Annotated in this window: 15 protein-coding genes, 1 tRNA gene and 1 pseudogene; 9 read left to right on the plus strand and 8 right to left on the minus strand. The window is 52.1% G+C overall.

Translation table 11 applies throughout. The features are described 5' to 3' along the window. The first annotated feature begins 8 nt into the window (after positions 1-8). Both frsA and crl read left to right on the plus strand, forming a co-directional pair. Positions 9-1,253, plus strand: a complete 1,245-nt coding sequence (gene frsA / locus IM294_RS07360) for an esterase FrsA (protein ID WP_028012084.1) — start codon at positions 9-11, stop codon at positions 1,251-1,253. 57 nt (positions 1,254-1,310) lie between these two features. Beyond that, positions 1,311-1,712, plus strand: coding sequence for a sigma factor-binding protein Crl (crl, locus tag IM294_RS07365; protein WP_008500249.1), 402 nt, complete (start codon positions 1,311-1,313; stop codon positions 1,710-1,712). Positions 1,713-1,823: 111 nt separating this feature from the next. On the opposite strand, the gene phoE is transcribed toward crl, so the two are convergent. Next, the gene (gene phoE / locus IM294_RS07370; RefSeq protein WP_028012086.1) at positions 1,824-2,876 is read right to left on the minus strand and encodes a phosphoporin PhoE; all 1,053 of its coding nucleotides are present in this window, start codon (positions 2,874-2,876) and stop codon (positions 1,824-1,826) included. 305 nt (positions 2,877-3,181) lie between these two features. Here phoE and proB point away from each other — a divergent pair, with 305 nt between their 5' ends. The 6 genes and pseudogenes from proB (at position 3,182) to IM294_RS07400 (ending at position 7,995) form a co-directional block, all read left to right on the plus strand. After that, positions 3,182-4,285: a glutamate 5-kinase gene (gene proB / locus IM294_RS07375; RefSeq protein ID WP_014882684.1), complete on the plus strand. Its 1,104-nt coding sequence runs from the start codon at positions 3,182-3,184 to the stop codon at positions 4,283-4,285. Between the two features lie 11 nt (positions 4,286-4,296). Next, on the plus strand, positions 4,297-5,550 hold the full coding sequence (gene proA / locus IM294_RS07380; RefSeq protein ID WP_048960618.1) for a glutamate-5-semialdehyde dehydrogenase: 1,254 nt from the start codon (positions 4,297-4,299) through the stop codon (positions 5,548-5,550). A gap of 111 nt (positions 5,551-5,661) precedes the next feature. Continuing rightward, positions 5,662-5,737: transfer RNA gene (locus tag IM294_RS07385), tRNA-Thr, on the plus strand. A 164-nt stretch (positions 5,738-5,901) separates the two neighbouring features. Further along, positions 5,902-6,255, plus strand: a pseudogene (locus IM294_RS07390) (tyrosine-type recombinase/integrase); the annotation flags it as partial. Between the two features lie 348 nt (positions 6,256-6,603). Beyond that, on the plus strand, positions 6,604-7,746 hold the full coding sequence (locus IM294_RS07395; RefSeq protein WP_126818281.1) for a hypothetical protein: 1,143 nt from the start codon (positions 6,604-6,606) through the stop codon (positions 7,744-7,746). A gap of 75 nt (positions 7,747-7,821) precedes the next feature. Beyond that, the gene (locus tag IM294_RS07400; protein ID WP_185860358.1) at positions 7,822-7,995 is read left to right on the plus strand and encodes a hypothetical protein; all 174 of its coding nucleotides are present in this window, start codon (positions 7,822-7,824) and stop codon (positions 7,993-7,995) included. 29 nt (positions 7,996-8,024) lie between these two features. On the opposite strand, the gene IM294_RS07405 is transcribed toward IM294_RS07400, so the two are convergent. The 7 genes from IM294_RS07405 to IM294_RS07435 all read right to left on the minus strand — a co-directional run bounded on the left by IM294_RS07405 (position 8,025) and on the right by IM294_RS07435 (position 15,529). Then, positions 8,025-9,145 (minus strand): IS3 family transposase gene (locus tag IM294_RS07405; RefSeq protein ID WP_126818282.1). Its coding sequence is split into 2 segments (ribosomal slippage): positions 8,025-8,887 and positions 8,887-9,145, totalling 1,122 coding nucleotides; the frame shifts between segments, so codons are not numbered across the junction. Positions 9,146-9,426: 281 nt separating this feature from the next. Next, positions 9,427-10,173 (minus strand): cyclopropane-fatty-acyl-phospholipid synthase family protein, encoded by a 747-nt coding sequence (locus IM294_RS07410; protein WP_126818347.1) that lies wholly within the window; start codon positions 10,171-10,173, stop codon positions 9,427-9,429. Positions 10,174-10,183: 10 nt separating this feature from the next. Continuing rightward, entirely contained in the window at positions 10,184-10,441 is a 258-nt protein-coding gene (locus IM294_RS07415; protein ID WP_028012097.1) for a YjhX family toxin, read from the minus strand. A 239-nt stretch (positions 10,442-10,680) separates the two neighbouring features. Beyond that, positions 10,681-12,618, minus strand: coding sequence for a bifunctional diguanylate cyclase/phosphodiesterase (locus IM294_RS07420; protein ID WP_048957578.1), 1,938 nt, complete (start codon positions 12,616-12,618; stop codon positions 10,681-10,683). A 17-nt stretch (positions 12,619-12,635) separates the two neighbouring features. Continuing rightward, complete coding sequence (locus IM294_RS07425) at positions 12,636-13,130, minus strand: molybdopterin-dependent oxidoreductase (RefSeq protein WP_028012099.1); 495 nt, start codon at positions 13,128-13,130, stop codon at positions 12,636-12,638. A gap of 347 nt (positions 13,131-13,477) precedes the next feature. Beyond that, positions 13,478-14,689, minus strand: a complete 1,212-nt coding sequence (locus IM294_RS07430) for an L-dopachrome tautomerase-related protein (RefSeq protein ID WP_126818283.1) — start codon at positions 14,687-14,689, stop codon at positions 13,478-13,480. A 45-nt stretch (positions 14,690-14,734) separates the two neighbouring features. Further along, positions 14,735-15,529: an SDR family NAD(P)-dependent oxidoreductase gene (locus tag IM294_RS07435; protein WP_126818284.1), complete on the minus strand. Its 795-nt coding sequence runs from the start codon at positions 15,527-15,529 to the stop codon at positions 14,735-14,737. A 98-nt stretch (positions 15,530-15,627) separates the two neighbouring features. On the opposite strand from IM294_RS07435, the gene IM294_RS07440 reads away from it, so the two are divergent. Beyond that, on the plus strand, positions 15,628-16,527 hold the full coding sequence (locus tag IM294_RS07440) for a LysR family transcriptional regulator (RefSeq protein WP_126818285.1): 900 nt from the start codon (positions 15,628-15,630) through the stop codon (positions 16,525-16,527). The last annotated feature ends 36 nt before the right edge of the window (positions 16,528-16,563 follow it).

Consider the following 16,563-nt stretch of genomic DNA (forward strand, 5'->3'; position numbering starts at 1 on the left):
GCAACGCAATGACGCAGGCGAATCTCACCGAGACTCTCTTCAAACCCCGTTTCAAACACCCTGAAACGTCGACGCTGGTCCGTCGGTTTAATCCGGGAACCATGCCTGCCGTCCAGTCCGCTTTAGACGGTAAAAACGTGCCCCACTGGTATCGCATGATTAACCGCCTGATGTGGATCTGGCGCGGTATCGATCCCCGTGAAATCCTCGACGTGCAGGCGCGTATCGTAATGAGCGAGTCGGAGCGTACTGACAGCGAGCTCTACGACACGGTGGTGGGCTACCGGGGCGGGAACTGGATCTACGAATGGTCTAAACAGGCGATGCTCTGGCAGCAAAAAGCCAGCCAGGAAGAGGATGCCACGCGAAGCGGCAAGCACTGGCTGCATGCGGCCAACCTCTACGCCATCGCCGCCTATCCGCATTTGAAAGGGGATGAGCTGGCCGAGCAGGCTCAGGCGCTGGCGAATCGTGCCTATGAGGAGGCTGCTCAACGCCTGCCGGGTCAGATGCGCGAGCTTGAGTTCGCCGTTCCGGGCGGTGCGCCCGTCACCGGGTTCCTGCACATGCCTGAAGGCGACGGCCCGTTCCCGACCGTGCTAATGTGCGGCGGGCTGGATTCCCTGCAAATCGACTATTACAGCCTGTATGAGCGCTACTTCGCACCAAAAGGGATCGCGATGCTGACGCTCGATATGCCTTCTATTGGATTCTCATCAAAGTGGAAGTTAACGCAGGATTCGAGCCTGCTGCACCAGCATGCGCTTAAAGCGCTGGAAAATGTTCCGTGGGTTGACCACACCCGCGTCGCGGCGTTCGGCTTCCGTTTTGGTGCCAACGTTGCGGTGCGTCTGGCTTACCTTGAATCTTCACGTCTGAAGGCCGTCGCCTGCCTGGGCCCGGTGGTTCACGCCCTGCTCAGCGATCCTGCCCGTCAGGGCAGCGTGCCGGAGATGTATCTGGACGTCCTTGCCAGTCGACTTGGCATGCATGATGCCTCAGACGAAGCGCTGCGCGTCGAACTCAATCGCTACTCGTTAAAAACGCAAGGGTTGCTTGGACGCCGCTGCCCGACGCCGATGCTGTCCGGTTTCTGGAAAAACGATCCGTTCAGCCCGGAGGAAGAGTCACGCTTAATCACTTCGTCATCTGCGGATGGCAAATTGCTTGAGGTGCCGTTCAGCCCGGTGTATCAGAATTTTGACAAAGCCTTGAAAGAGATCACGCGCTGGATCGCCCAGAGAGTGTGTTAATAGATTGCTAAATTTCGCTGGTTTGGTAAAACAGTGGCTTCACAAAAGGAGATCGCAATGACGTTACCGAGTGGACACCCGAAAAGTAGGCTGATTAAGAAATTTATGGCTCTCGGCCCGTATATTCGAGAAGAGCAGTGTGAAGAGAATCGCTTTTTTTTCGACTGCCTGGCTGTATGCGTCAACGTGAAGCCTGCGCCCGAAAAACGTGAATTCTGGGGCTGGTGGATGGAAATGGAAGCAGAGGAGAAACGTTTTACGTATAGCTATCAGTTTGGCCTGTTTAACAAAGACGGTAACTGGCAGGCTACTACCATCAAAGATCAGGAAGTGATCGATCGCCTGGAATACACCCTGAAAGAGTTCCACGACAAAGCGAGCGCGCTGCTGGCCACCCTGGACCTTAAGTTCGAGCCTGCGGATGACTTTTCCAGCGAAGCGGTGAAGCTGACCGCGTAATGGTTTTTCCCTCTTCCTGTGGAAGAGGGCCGGGGTGAGGGCAGCAGACCGCATTTACCCTGGGCAAAAAAATCCCGGCTTGTATGCCGGGATTTTCTTATTTGGATAATCTTAGAACTGATACGTCACACCCAGCGCAACGATATCATCGCTGCTCACGCCCAGCTTATTATCGTCGTCAATCTGGTTGATTTTATAATCAACAAACGCGGACATGTTTTTGTTGAAGTAATACGTGGCGCCCACGTCAATATATTTCACGATATCTTCGTCGCCAATGCCTTCGATATCTTTACCTTTGGACTGTACATAACCCACGGATGGGCGCAGACCAAAGTCAAACTGATATTGCGCAACCACTTCGAAGTTTTGCGCTTTATTTGCAAAACCACCGGAGATAGGGGCCATATTGCGGGTTTCAGAATAAATAGTGGCCAGGTAAATATCGTTCGCGTCGTATTTCAGACCGGTTGCCCAGCCCTCGGCTTTTTTACCTTCACCGCGCGCCTGCAGGTTCTGCGCGTTGGTGCGATCGGAGCTGGCATAAGCACCAATGACGGAGAAATCGCTGCCGCCGAAGTCATAGGCCAGAGACGTACCAAAGCCGTCACCGTTCTGCTTTTTCACGTCGCGGTTTTCGTTTTTGCCCTGGTACTGCAGGGTCATATCAAGACCGTCTACCATGCCAAAGAAGTCGGTATTGCGGTAGGTGGCCAGTCCGGAGGCACGTTTCGTCATGAAGTTGTCGGTCTGTGCCAGGCCGTCACCGCCGAACTCAGGGAACATATCGGTGTATGCCGCGACGTCATAAAGCGCGCCCAGGTTACGACCGTAATCCAGTGAACCAAAGTCTTTCAGTTTAATACCGGCGAACGCCAGACGTGTTTTCTGCGAGGAGTCGCTTTCAGCTTTGTTACCTGCGAATTCAGCTTCCCAACGGCCGTAGCCCGTCAGCTGATCGTTAATCTGGGTTTCGCCTTTAAAACCGAAACGAACGTAAGTCTGGTCACCATCTTTGGTGTCATCATCACTGATATAGTGCATAGCTTTCACTTTGCCGTACACGTCCAGTTTATTACCGTTTTTATTATAAACTTCTGCTGCGTGAACAGATGCGGAAGCCACCACGCCCATAACCACTAATGCCAGAGTGCTCTTTTTCATTTTCGATCCTGTCTTATAAACGCGCTTTAAAAATTCGCTGGACGATAAGCTGATGCTTAAGTCCCGTGAAAAAACAGGAAGGGTTTTATCGTTCTGGAATGAAACTTTTATGACAAACTAAGAATAATTTTAAAAAACTGTGATTTATTATTACGGTAATAAATTTGTCAAATTCTGCCGCTACGCTTCCTGATCCCGCGCAACAAAGTGCCTGGTGATGCACTAAGGCAGTTGGCAACCGGGCTGACTCCTGTTAAAACGTTCGTTCGACATTACTTTCCCTTATCGTTGAACGGCAGAGAATCATGAGTGACAGCCAGACGCTGGTGGTAAAACTCGGTACCAGTGTGTTAACAGGCGGATCGCGCCGCCTAAATCGCGCCCACATTGTTGAGCTTGTACGCCAGTGCGCTCAGCTGCATGCCGCAGGGCACCGTATTGTGATTGTGACCTCCGGGGCGATTGCCGCCGGGCGTGAACACCTGGGTTATCCCGAACTCCCCGCGACGATCGCCTCTAAACAGCTGCTGGCCGCCGTGGGACAAAGCCGACTCATTCAACTCTGGGAACAGCTGTTCTCTATCTACGGTATTCACGTCGGGCAGATGCTGCTGACGCGTGCGGATATGGAAGACCGGGAGCGCTTCCTGAACGCCCGCGATACCCTGCGCGCGCTGCTGGACAACAATATTGTTCCCGTTATCAACGAAAACGATGCCGTTGCCACCGCTGAAATAAAAGTGGGCGATAACGATAACCTCTCTGCGCTGGCCGCCATTCTGGCCGGGGCCGATAAACTCCTGCTTCTGACCGATCAGCAGGGGCTGTTCACCGCCGACCCGCGCTCCAACCCGGAAGCCGAGCTGATAACCGATGTTCATGGTATCGACGATGCGCTGCGCGCCATCGCCGGTGACAGCGTGTCCGGCCTCGGAACGGGCGGGATGGGGACCAAGCTGCAGGCCGCCGACGTGGCGTGCCGCGCCGGTATCGACACCATCATTGCCGCGGGCAGCCGCCCTGGCGTGATTGGCGACGTGATGGAAGGCATTTCCGTCGGCACCCGCTTCCACGCCCAGGAATCCCCGCTGGAGAACCGCAAGCGCTGGATCTTTGGCGCGCCGCCTGCCGGTGAACTCACCGTTGATGAAGGGGCAACCGCGGCGATTCTGGAACGAGGGAGTTCATTGCTTCCTAAAGGAATTAAAAGCGTGACAGGCAACTTCTCCCGTGGTGAAGTGATCCGCATCCGTAACCTTGAAGGTCGCGACATCGCGCATGGCGTAAGCCGCTATAACAGCGATGCCCTGCGCCGCATTGCGGGCCACCACTCGCAGCAGATCGACGCTATTCTGGGCTATGAATATGGCCCGGTTGCCGTGCATCGCGATGACATGATTATTCGTTAAGGAGCCAGAACATGCTGGAACAAATGGGCGCAGCCGCGAAGGCCGCCTCTTACAAACTGGCGCTCCTTTCCAGCCGCGAGAAAAACCGCGTGCTGGAAAAAATCGCTGATTATCTGGAAGCTCAGTCTCAGGACATTTTGCTTGCCAACGAGCAGGATCTGCTGGAAGCGCGTCGAAACGGCCTGAGCGAAGCGATGCTCGACCGCCTGGCGCTGAACCCGGCGCGTCTTAAAAGTATCGCCGACGATGTTCGTCAGGTTTGTAACCTGGCCGACCCGGTAGGACAGGTGATTGACGGTGGGCTGCTCGACAGCGGTTTGCGTCTGGAGCGTCGCCGCGTGCCGCTCGGCGTCATCGGCGTGATTTATGAAGCCCGTCCAAACGTGACGGTTGACGTCGCTTCCCTGTGCCTGAAAACAGGTAATGCCGCCATTTTGCGCGGTGGGAAAGAGACCTGGCGCACCAACGCCGCGACGGTGAAAGTCATCCAGCAGGCGCTGGAAGAGTGCGGTTTGCCGGCGGGTGCCGTGCAGGCGATTGAGAGCCCTGACCGCGCGCTGGTCAACGAGATGCTGCGCATGGACAAATACATCGACATGCTGATCCCACGCGGTGGCGCGGGCCTGCACAAGCTGTGCCGTGAGCAGTCGACCATTCCGGTCATCACGGGCGGCATCGGCGTATGCCATATCGTGGTGGACGACAGCGCCGAAATTGAGCCAGCGCTGAAGATTATCGTCAACGCCAAAACCCAGCGTCCAAGCACCTGTAACACCGTGGAAACGCTGCTGGTGCACCAGGGGATTGCGAGTACTTTCCTGCCAGCCCTGAGCAAACAGATGGCGGAGAGCGGGGTGACGCTGCACGCTGATACCAATGCCCTCGCGCTGCTCCAGGGTGGCCCGGCTAGTGTGGTTCCCGTAAAAGCGGAGCAGTACGACGACGAGTTCCTGTCGCTGGATCTGAACGTGAAGGTGGTTGCGGATCTCGACGACGCTATTGCGCACATTCGTGAACACGGCACGCAGCATTCTGACGCGATCCTGACGCGTACGCTGCACAATGCCGATCGCTTTGTGAATGAAGTGGATTCCTCTGCGGTATATGTGAACGCCTCCACCCGCTTCACGGACGGCGGCCAGTTCGGACTTGGCGCAGAAGTGGCGGTCAGCACGCAGAAACTGCACGCGCGCGGTCCGATGGGCCTTGAAGCGCTGACCACCTATAAGTGGATCGGCTTCGGTGACGATACGATTCGTGCGTAAATAGTCACGGGTGATGCAAAAATAGCCGTTTGATTCAAAAGGGCATTGACGCATCACCCGGTTAGATCTAACCTTTTGCCCCGTGGTTACACTCGTAACCGGCCTCTCAGGGCCGATATAGCTCAGTTGGTAGAGCAGCGCATTCGTAATGCGAAGGTCGTAGGTTCGACTCCTATTATCGGCACCATTCAAGCATCTCTCAAAGTTTACTCAAGTCATCCGGAACCCTTTATACTCTAGGTTTAAGCCCTTCCTCATTATTTTGAGGTCTAGCGAAGTACCCCTTCATCTACATCACTTTGGGGGTATATCCGGGGGTATATGCTGTTCGGTCTAAAGGAGATACCCCCACTGAAGCTAAACGCTCGACAGGGAGAGACCGCTAAGCCAAAGGACAAGCCATACAAGATGGCTGATGGCGGTGGGCTTTATCTGCTTGTTAACCCCAATGGTGCTCGTTACTGGCGCTTAAAATACCGTGTTGATGGCAAAGAGAAGCTCCTGGCTTTAGGTGTTTACCCTGCCGTTACCCTGGCTGATGCTCGTTCAAAACGAGATGAAGCTAAAAGGGGGATCGCTGGGGGTATCGATCCGGGGGTATTGAAGCAAGAAGAAAAAATCACTCGGGCCTTGGCGGTAACAAACACATTCAGAGAAATTGCTCTGGAATGGCATGAAAGCAAGCTTAAGAAATGGTCTGCAGGATAACCACTCTTTGAAGCAGGGCTGGTCTAACCCAAAAATCCTCAAATTTAGCCCAAACCCATAAAAGATTTAGCCAAAAAACAGAGTGTATTCATTTAAATCAATAGGTTAAGTGCGTTGGGCTAAATGGTCCAACCGGGCTGACTACTTTTCTGTGTATATAACGAATTTTTCTGGAGTGGAAATGAGCGATCGTTCAAACGTGATACAGATGGGCTGGTGAGGCGTATTAAACAGGAACAGTCGGAGGATATACATCAGGCTTTGGGCATGACCAGAACGGATAAATTTTAATACGCCTATCTTCCTGATAGGATTAATCCGGATTATTTCAACTGGGATAGGGATATGAATAAAACTTTGATTGCAACATTAGTGGGCATAACGATGTTAACCGGGTGTGGGCCACAAGAGTTAACCCCGGAACAAAAACAGGAAGTTGCGGCTCTTAAGACTGAGCTATCACAGACTGAGGGCGAAATCTTAGCAGCGAAAGAAGTTGATCAACAATTTTCTGGTGGGCTGATCAAGAATTTAACCACCGCAAGACTGGAAGTTTTGGGAACGAATAAGGTTCTTTTGGAACAGCGTATAAATGCTATTGAGTCCGGTGCCAAAATTGATGTAGTAGTCTCTGGTACCAAGCCAGACCCTGAACTTGCGGCCTCCATTAAAACAGAGATTGATAATCTGACTGCAAAAATCAACGAAGCTAAAGCAGATGCCAGCCAGTACACTGGCGGTTTGATACAGGTACTCAAACTATCAGCCGTTGCCACTGAAGAACAAAGCATGGCTATGCTGCAGCAAAAATATCTAACCGCTAAGTATGGTCTCGCTGAAGTTAAGCTGGCACCAATTCAGGACAGTGCAGCAACCGCCAGTGACAAGAAGGAAGCAACGGCTAAAACTACACAAGAACAACCCCCTCTGTTGCCACCCGCTGAAGGCCCGTTCGGTCTTGAGGCTGGTCTGACCCAGAAAAATATCGAAGATATGATCGGGGCAAAGCTAAAACCACTACCGGACAGCGTGAATCTGTATACTTCCGATAAACTACCGAAGCAAAACGCAGATTTTGAAATGTATGGTTTATTGATCTCGCCTAAAGCTGGCTTATGTCAAATTAGGGCTGTCGGTAAAAACATTGATACCGATAGCTATGGGCTTGCCTTGAAAGCCCGGTTTGAAGATTTAAGTAGCTCGTTAAGCTCACTTTATGGAAAGGCCGAAACCACAGACCTTTTACTGGCTGGTTCAATCTGGAAAGAGCCTCAGGACTGGATGATGGGGCTAAATAAAAAAGAGCGCTTCCTATCCGCCACCTGGAAAGGCACAAAAGAAACGCCGCTAAAAAATAATATTGGCGCTATTTCTATCGAAGCCAGAGCGAACAGTTCTGCACAGGGATATGTTTACCTACAGTATACATTTACAAATGATGATGTTTGTCAGGCTGAGATTGAGGGAGCGAAAAAGAGCTCTCTGTAACTAATCATGCAAAAGCCTCATGAATTGGGGCTTTATTGATATTGATATAAATATATTGTGTCTAACGGGAGAGATATGAATTCACGTGATGAAGCTGGTTCGTTTGGTTTACCTAAAGGAGAGAAAGGTGAAATCATCATCATGATAGATTTTGGTGAGTTTATGGAGGTTTACACAGAACAATCCACATATAAACTCATGACTCCAGATAGTATTGATCCTAAGAGAGAACATCAAAACGTACCCTAGTGACCTGCCCCCAGTATTAGATACAACCATCAGTTAGTAATGTCGGTTTGTTTACCTTCACATTTTCCATTCCGCCACCGTGCTGCAAACTCTGATGGCGTCTGATAATTCAGTGCTGAATGTGGACGACATTCGTTATAATCCTGCCGCCAGTCATTAATGACTTTCCTTGCGTGAACGATATCACTGAACCAGTGCTCATTCAGACATTCATCGCGAAATCGCCCGTTAAAGCTCTCAATAAATCCGTTCTGCGTTGGCTTGCCCGGCTGGATTAAGCGCAGCTCAACACCATGCTCAAAAGCCCATTGATCCAGTGCGCGGCAGGTGAACTCCGGCCCCTGGTCAGTTCTTATCGTCGCCGGATAGCCTCGAAACAGTGCAATGCTGTCCAGAATACGCGTGACCTGAACGCCTGAAATCCAGAATGCGATGGTAATTGTCAGGCACTCCTTCGTGAAGTGGTCCACACAGGTCAGGCACTTGATCCTGCGACCGGTGGCGAGCGCGTCCATGACAAAATCCATCGACCAGGTCAGGTTGGGCGCCGCCGGGCGGAGCAGAGGCAGACGTTCTGTTGCCAGTCCTTTACGACGCCGTCTGCGTTTTACGCCCAGCCCTCTAAGATGATAAAGGCGGTACACGCGCTTGTGATTAATATGAAGGTCCTCACGGCGCAGTAACTGCCAGATGCGGCGGTAACCAAAACGCCTGCGCTCCAGTGCCAGCTCATTGATGCGCCCTGATAAATGCGCATCAGCCGCCGGACGCTGAGCCTCATAGCGACAGGTCGACAGGGACAAGCCTGTAAGCATGCAGGCACGACGTTGCGACAGACCGGTCGCATCACACATCAATACCACGGCTTCCCGCTTCTGGTCTGTCGTCAGTACTTTCGCCCCAGGGCCACCTGAAGTGCCTCCTTATCCAGCATGGCTTCGGCAAGCAGCTTCCTGAGTCTGGCGTTCTCTTCCTCAAGCGATTTCAGGCGCTTAATCTCGGGCACCTCCATACCGCCATACTTCTTACGCCAGGTATAATAGGTGGCGTCGGAAATGGCGTACTTGCGGCAGAGCTCACGGGCAGAACCCCCTGCTTCAGCTTCGCGGAGGATACTGATGATCTGTTCGTTGGAAAAACGCTTCTTCATGGGGATGTCCTCATGTGGCTTATGAAGACATTACTAACATCGCGGTGTATTAATCAACGGGGAGCAGGTCACAGGTTGAAGCAGAGACGGATTTAATGAACGTTATCTTCAACTATTCGGATCCAAATTAGCAGGAAGCAAACATTCGCCAGACTGAATGCGGTAACGGAAAAAACAATGATAGAAGGTTTTTCATGCCAGGCGTAGCGCAGCGTTCACAATGCTGAGCGCTTCATGCTTAAGGCCGGTATAGCCCCAAAAGGCTATACCGCCACTCCCTCCTATCGTGCAATTAACGCAAACACGCCCCAGCCAATATATTCCCTTGTGTAAGCCACATGGCGCTTAGGCGCTGCCGTCAGCTCCGCGCGCACCTCCTGAGCAAAATCATCGTCGGGGTTTTGCTCCAGCCAGCGGCGCAGGGTCATCCATTTCGCGGCTTCGTATCTGTCCCAGCCTTCCTGATCTGCCAGCACCATTTCGACCAGGTCATAGCCCTGGCGATCGAAAGACGCGACAAGGTCGGGCAGGGTGAGAAAGTCTGCGGTGGACGAGACGCCGCAAGCCCGAGCTATCTCCTCCGTTGCGGGAACCTGTCGCCAGTAAGGTTCACCGATGAGCATGATTCCCCCGGGCTTAAGGCTTTGTGCCAGCAGGTCCATCGTCCCGGCAACGCCGCCAGCAATCCATGTGGCGCCAACACAGGCCGCCACGTCGCATTGTTCATCAGCCACGTAGCCAGCCGCGTCGTTATGCACAAAATGGACGCGTTCGCTGACGCCGAGCGCCTCTGCGCGCCGCGTTGCCTGCGCGGTAAAGAGCGGGCTCATGTCGATGCCAATACCAGTAATCCCGTGATCGCGTGCCCAGGTGCAAAGCATCTCTCCCGAACCGCTGCCGAGATCGAGCAGGCGCGCGCCTGGCTTCATGCGTAACACGCGCCCGAGCGTGGCGTACTTTTCTGGCGTGAAGGGGTTATGAATGCGGTGTTCGCTTTCGCTAACAGTAAATATGCGTGGGATATCCATCATCCTCTCCTTAACGATTATCAGGCTGGGCACGGACGTTGTTCAGCCCGGTAGTATTGATACGGTAGGGCTGACCGTTAACGGATTTGATCAGCTTTTTGGTTTTGAGCTTTTTGAAGACGGCGAGCGTGCAGTCGCTGAGCAATAGCCCTTCGCGGCTGTAGCATTCAACGGCGGTGACGCGGCCGGACGTATCGCGGACGTGCACAATACGGCCACCTTTGGCGAGAACGTGTAAGGTACGCTGTTCCTGACGGGATAAATTCATACTGGAAAACCTGCTTAATCATCATGTGCAAAACGTGCAAACACACAGCGGTGTCCGCATTCGATTTCGGCGCATTGATAATCAGTCCGGCCTGAAAAGGTCGGGGAGCTGATTATCGGATGATTACATTCTCCAGCATCAAAGCCTCGGATTGAGTTGAAAGGTATTTACGGGGTGAATGATAACACCCGGTCATTGTATGTGTATACCCAGGGTTGAAAAGTGTGATCCCGGTAAGATCACACTGTACCGTTTTTTATATTTTTATCGATTTCAGCCTGTGGCTTTCCGAACAGATAGCCCTGCACAAGATCGCAGCCCAGCGCCTGAAGCCGTTCAAGCTGCGCTTCGGTTTCCACACCTTCTGCAATGACCCGCATATTGAGGCTCTTCGCCATGCCGGTAATCAGTTTAACGATATTAAGCGCATCGTCTTGGGTGGATATCGGATTCACAAAGGATTTATCAATTTTAATTTTATCAAAATTGAGTTCACTCAGCCTCGAGAGCGAGGAATAACCCGTTCCGAAATCATCAATGGAGATTTTTACCCCCAGCGATCTGAGTTTTTTGAGAATAGTAAGCGGCGTGTTGCTGTCACTGAAGAGCGAAGACTCCGTAACTTCCAGCTCAAGGCGGCTGGCCGGCAAGCCTGTCTCTTTCAGGATGGACTGAACCATTGCAGTAAATGATTTAGTCCCCAGCTGAACAGGTGAGACGTTTACCGAGATTCTGGCCGGTACCGCCCAGGAAGCCGCCTCCCGGCAGGCAAGTTCAAGCACATTTTTGCCAATCTCATTGATCATCCCTGTTTTTTCAGCAACAGAAATAAAGTAATCAGGCGACAAAATCCCCTTTACCGGGTGTATCCAGCGAATAAGCGCTTCATAGCCGTAAATTTCATTGCTGAATGAATCGACAATAGGCTGGTAATAAACAACGAATTCATGGTTGCTGATCGCGAGAGCCATATCATGCTCAAGGGTTCTGCTTTCCTGCAGCTTCTGCAGCATCCACTGACGGAAGACTTTTATCTGCTGTGAGCCCTCTTTTTTGGCTTCGTAGAGGGCCAGATCGGCAAATTTATAGAGATAATCCGAGCGCCGCTCATTATCAGATAAAACGATACCTACACAGGTGGCAATTTTTATCAGCTGGTTATTGATCGTATAGGGCAGACTGATGTGAGCGCTGATCTCTTTGGCGCGCAAAACCGCTGCGTTCTCGGTCAGGCCGCTGGAGAGAAGTGCAAATTCGTCACCGCCCAGGCGGTAAAACGTATCCGTCGCGTTACTCATTGAGGTAAGCCGGCGAGATACCTGATTCAACAGTAAATCGCCGGCGTCATGGCCATAGGTATCGTTGACCTCTTTGAACCGGTCTAAATCAAATAACATCACCGTGACAGGGGTATGGTTTTTATCTGCCTGAAGGGTAATTTTATTGAGATCGTCCCAGAAGAATAGACGGTTTTTCATGCCGGTAAGGGAGTCATGATACACATCATATTCCAGCTTCGAATTCTGTATTTGCAGCGTTTCTTTTGACCGCTGAAGTTCGTCAGCGAGGGTTTTAACCTGCATGTGAGCTTTAAGAATATTTTTATTCTGATAGATCATTAAGAATCCCAGAATAAAGCTTAATATCACCAGAAGTAACGAAAGTACGGAGTAAATATAATATAGGATCTGTATTTTATGGTTAGATTCATTAATTGTGTTAATATCTTTGGTTAATGCGCTTGAAGACAGTTGACTGAGCGGCGCGTCGAGCAGGTGCATATTTGCCAGGTACTTTTTTAATTCTTCATGGCTCATTTTTTCCAGGTTACTGTCCAGATACGCCAGTATTTCTTTCAGGCGTGCAGCGATCTCTTGATGCGTTTTATCGCTCTCAATATAGCGGCCTAAGTCTCCCCCGTTCAGTAACTCGCCCTGGCTGAGCATAATTTCGAGACGCATGCGGGCCTGGTCTATCGTAACGTCATCGGTATCGGTTGCGTATAGACCAAGCCATGATTCAAATCGGTAGTACTCTGATACCAGTTGAGCCACGGACCAGGACTCAGTGTAGTGAGTCAGTTTTTGCAGCTCTTGCTGACGATCGTAAACAAGAAATGCAATATATCCCGTCGTGATAAAAAGAGAAAAAATGATACCAACCAGTATCCTGTTCATTATGTTCTCCTGAACTGCTATTCAATCTTCATTTTGCTAACCTGCCATGCTGAACGCGAGTAATAAATTTGATTATTCAACTCAGGAAGACTGTCATAAGGGTATACAATGAATGATGGGCCTTTATCGCGGATACGCATATATTCGCCATTAATCTTTAAGGCAAGAATAGCGTTATATTTCTTAAAATCGCTGAGAGGAATAGCGGTTGCGTAATCATTAAGGGCAATAACATTAACGACAGAACCCTTTGCTCCAACATAATCCATGAGTTTGTTCATTGGAACACCCTCAAACTTCGTCCTGCCCGTATACCAGGGAGATGTCGTCTCGAAACTCACCATCCCGAGTTTTTCAAGGCTTGCGAGATCAAACACTGCTTTTCCATCTTCGTTAGTATTTTCTATATTCCCGTAAATCGTCAAAATGGGTTTTCCGGCGGGTTTCGGCAGTTCACCCGCCCAGGCTAAACTCTGAACCAGACAGCATACCAGCATTAGGATTAATCGCATTATGGCCTCCACTTTTGCACAGAAGTATATGAATTATAATTTAGTTATCACAGTAGTTTATGTATTTTATTGCGTCGCTATTACTTCTGTACGCGAATGAGGGGTAATTGCAATGTAATCAAATGGTTATGAGATTGCGGAAGAGTGATTTCAATCACATACAACACCTCTTTTTTTTGAGGCACGCTACGCTTACTTGAATAAACTCTCTTACGTTTAAAAAACGATCGCTTTAATTGAGCGTTATTTCCTCACCTCAAAGAATGTACCTGTGATGGACAGGTAAAAAAAACGCCACCCAATGGGCGGCGTCGTCATATTTAGCGATTGTTCAGCACGGTGCACCGTTACTTTTTCGTGGCCGGTGAAGCGCTGAGAGGTAAACGCCATAGCTCGTAGCGTTCATGACCGGGTTTGACCGCGCCAGCAAAGTGGTCATTGAGGCTGCTTGAGGTGAAGATCAGGTCACCGTCCGGACGAATAGCCGGCGTGTCTGGCCAGCGTACGGCTTCATTTGCAGCAATAAGCGACATTGTACGGGTCTTCGGATCATACCGGACAATGCCGTTGCGGGTGACGTCCGTAATGTAGAGGTTGCCCCTTGCATCGGTCACCAGACCGTCCGTGTTGCCTCCTACCGTACCCAGATTCTGGATTTGCCCGGCAATCTGCGCATCGGTTGAGCCGTGTTGCTTCAGAACGGCGGTCGGGAGCGCGTACGCATGTGTTCCCGTCGTTACCGTCCAGTACAAGGTCTCTGCATCGGGAGAAAGCGCAATGCCGTTGATGCCAATCAGCAGCGGTTTACCCGGCCACACTTCCGCACCGTGGGAGACGACTTTTACGCCGGGTTCAATCTGCAGGGCAGGGTGGCGATCCAGTACGCGTCGGGCTGTACCGGTGTTGAAATCCACAACGATCAGACCAACGCGGTTTTCAGGCGCACTTCGCGATCCGCTGTCGGAAATGTATGCGATACGACGATCCTCATCGACAACGACATCATTGAGGAAGCTCGCCTTACGGTCAGCCACGCCGTCCAGGGGGATCCGCTTAACCGTGCGGCCCGAGTCGAGATCCAGTACGACCAGCTTCTGCGAACCTACGGGGGATTCCGCCTCTCCCGCGACGAACCCCATATCCAGCGCCCATAACCAGCCGTTCTTACGATCAACATAAAAGCCGAGCACGTTGCGCAGATTTCGGTCGGGAGCAGAATCTATCGCATTACCCTGGCGGGACGGAAATGCCGTCAGGCGCGCCGGGCCCGACTGTGTGCGGGTATCCAGAATGCTTAACGTGGCGGGCGCGCTGGCCGAAACCAGTCGCGGCGTGCTGACAAAGGCGCGGCCCTTTGCATCAAAGTGAATACCGGCGACAGGGGCGTTAACCGACCCGGAAAAAGGCGCTGGTAGCCCGCTCTCAGGTGTATCCCAGCTTACGCCTGAGTAGCTGCGCCAGCGTTCAAGAGGCACCTGATTCGCCGCGCTGGCGCAGCTTGCGAAAGAGAACAATGCCGCCATCGCAATGGCGGAGAAAGTACGGGTACAGTGGGACATACATGCTCCGGTGAAGAGAGTAAGAAGCGGCGTCTTAATCCGTTATCAAAGAATGGAGCGGAACGTGCCGCCCTCGACGCGTACCGCAGCTCCGTTAGACGCTGCGCCGAGTGGGCTTGCCAGCAGCGCGACCATAGCGGCTATCTCGTCAGCCTCGATCATTCGTGCGATCAGCGAGCTGGGGCGGTAGGTCTGGAAGAAATGCGCTTCGATCTCCTGGTCTGTCATGCCCGGTTTAGGGGCTGTCTGGCGCAGGTAATCAATGATGCCGTCAGAGCGGGTTGCGGAAGGAAGTACGCTGTTGACCGTCACGCCCGTGCCCTTCGTCAGCTCGGCCATTCCTCGCGATACGGCCAGTTGAGCCGATTTGCTGACGCCGTAATGCACCATGTCAGGCGGCGTGAAAGCTCCCACTTCGCTGGACATAAAAATCACCCGGCCCCAGTTACGGGCAAGCATGCGTGGGAAGTAATGGCGGGAAAGACGAACCCCGGACATCACGTTAATGTCGAACATACGCAGCCACTCCTCGTCGGTTATTTCGGCGAAGGCTCTGGCTTCATAAAAGCCCAGGTTATTGATAAGGATATCGGTATCCGGGCAGGCCTCGAACAGCGCTTCTGTACCCTCAGCGCTCGCCAGATCGGCGACAACGGCGGATACCTGCGCCTGGGGAGCCGCGTGGGTTATTTTCGATACTGCATTTTGCAATTTTTCACGATCGCGTCCGGTAATCGTAACGGCAACGCCTTCGCGCGCCAGCGTGCTGGCGATAGCCAGCCCAATTCCTGCGGTAGCTCCAGTGACAAGTGCGGTCTTACCAGTGAGTTGAAGATCCATAATTTTTGCCTTTTGGGGATAAGTGCGGTCACTTTACTCATCGCCCAATCGGAGATAAATTAGCGAAATTGAAAAATATTTGTTCCTGAAAGAGCAAAATGAGCAGAAAATTTGATTATCTCGGCGATGTTGAAGTCTTCATTACTGTCGTTGAACATGGCTCATTTACCGCGGCTGCGGTTGCCCTTTCAACCACCCCCTCAGTCCTGAGCCGCGCGGTGTCCCGCCTTGAGGTGCGTCTTGGACGACAACTATTACAGCGCACCACACGCCGCGTGGGGCTAACGGAAGCCGGACGGATTTATCTTGAGCAGGCGCGTTCTGCATTTTCCCTGCTTGATGAGGCTGAACGTGATGGCCGGGGGCAGGAGGGCGATCTGACCGGCCGGGTACGGATCAGCGTCCCGACCACGTTCGGACACTATTGTCTGCCGCCCTTGCTCGCTCGCTTTTCCCAACAATATCCGCGCGTTAAGGCCGAGCTGAACATCACCAATCGCAACGTAGACCTGATCGCCGAAGGATTCGATCTGGCTATTCGTCTGGGTCAGATGCCTGACAGTGGATTCGTCGCGCGTAAACTGCAGGATGCGGCCCTGCTTTTGGTCGCCTCACCCGCTTACCTTCAGCGGATGGGAATGCCGCAAACGCTGGATGAACTGCAGCAGCATATGTGTCTGCCTTTTATCATGCCGCGCACGGGCCGTATTGCCCCCTGGGTATTTCGCGTGGGCGAACGCGATGTGGACTGGCTGCCGGCTTCCACCATCGAAACGTCAGATGATGTTCTTGGCGTGGTATCGCTGGCTGAATGCGGGATGGGGATCTGTCAGAGCTATGAATTTATCGTTCGTGAGCGGATACAGCGCGGTCAGCTCGTTGAGGTGCTCCCGCAACTGCGCGGACGTTCGCGGCCTTTCTCACTGATTTATGCGCCTCACCGGCGTCAGTCGGCTGCCACCCGGGCCATGATCGATCTTCTGACCACGGAACAATGACGCGGGTGTCTCCGTCATGAAAAAAGTGTCTTATTC

The sequence above is a fragment of the Enterobacter cloacae complex sp. P43RS genome (assembly GCF_014930585.1).
Classification (GTDB): domain Bacteria; phylum Pseudomonadota; class Gammaproteobacteria; order Enterobacterales; family Enterobacteriaceae; genus Enterobacter; species Enterobacter bugandensis.

What these genes read in the sequence shown, in the direction of transcription:
- phoE (WP_028012086.1), bottom strand. Translation starts at nt 2,876, where the DNA reads ATGAAAAAGAGCACTCTGGCATTAGTGGTTATGGGCGTGGTGGCTTCC.
- proA (WP_048960618.1), top strand. Translation starts at nt 4,297, where the DNA reads ATGCTGGAACAAATGGGCGCAGCCGCGAAGGCCGCCTCTTACAAACTG.
- proB (WP_014882684.1), top strand. Translation starts at nt 3,182, where the DNA reads ATGAGTGACAGCCAGACGCTGGTGGTAAAACTCGGTACCAGTGTGTTA.
- IM294_RS07415 (WP_028012097.1), bottom strand. Translation starts at nt 10,441, where the DNA reads ATGAATTTATCCCGTCAGGAACAGCGTACCTTACACGTTCTCGCCAAA.
- frsA (WP_028012084.1), top strand. Translation starts at nt 9, where the DNA reads ATGACGCAGGCGAATCTCACCGAGACTCTCTTCAAACCCCGTTTCAAA.
- IM294_RS07435 (WP_126818284.1), bottom strand. Translation starts at nt 15,529, where the DNA reads ATGGATCTTCAACTCACTGGTAAGACCGCACTTGTCACTGGAGCTACC.
- IM294_RS07430 (WP_126818283.1), bottom strand. Translation starts at nt 14,689, where the DNA reads ATGTCCCACTGTACCCGTACTTTCTCCGCCATTGCGATGGCGGCATTG.
- IM294_RS07425 (WP_028012099.1), bottom strand. Translation starts at nt 13,130, where the DNA reads ATGCGATTAATCCTAATGCTGGTATGCTGTCTGGTTCAGAGTTTAGCC.
- IM294_RS07400 (WP_185860358.1), top strand. Translation starts at nt 7,822, where the DNA reads ATGAATTCACGTGATGAAGCTGGTTCGTTTGGTTTACCTAAAGGAGAG.
- IM294_RS07420 (WP_048957578.1), bottom strand. Translation starts at nt 12,618, where the DNA reads ATGAACAGGATACTGGTTGGTATCATTTTTTCTCTTTTTATCACGACG.
- IM294_RS07410 (WP_126818347.1), bottom strand. Translation starts at nt 10,173, where the DNA reads ATGGATATCCCACGCATATTTACTGTTAGCGAAAGCGAACACCGCATT.
- IM294_RS07395 (WP_126818281.1), top strand. Translation starts at nt 6,604, where the DNA reads ATGAATAAAACTTTGATTGCAACATTAGTGGGCATAACGATGTTAACC.
- crl (WP_008500249.1), top strand. Translation starts at nt 1,311, where the DNA reads ATGACGTTACCGAGTGGACACCCGAAAAGTAGGCTGATTAAGAAATTT.
- IM294_RS07440 (WP_126818285.1), top strand. Translation starts at nt 15,628, where the DNA reads ATGAGCAGAAAATTTGATTATCTCGGCGATGTTGAAGTCTTCATTACT.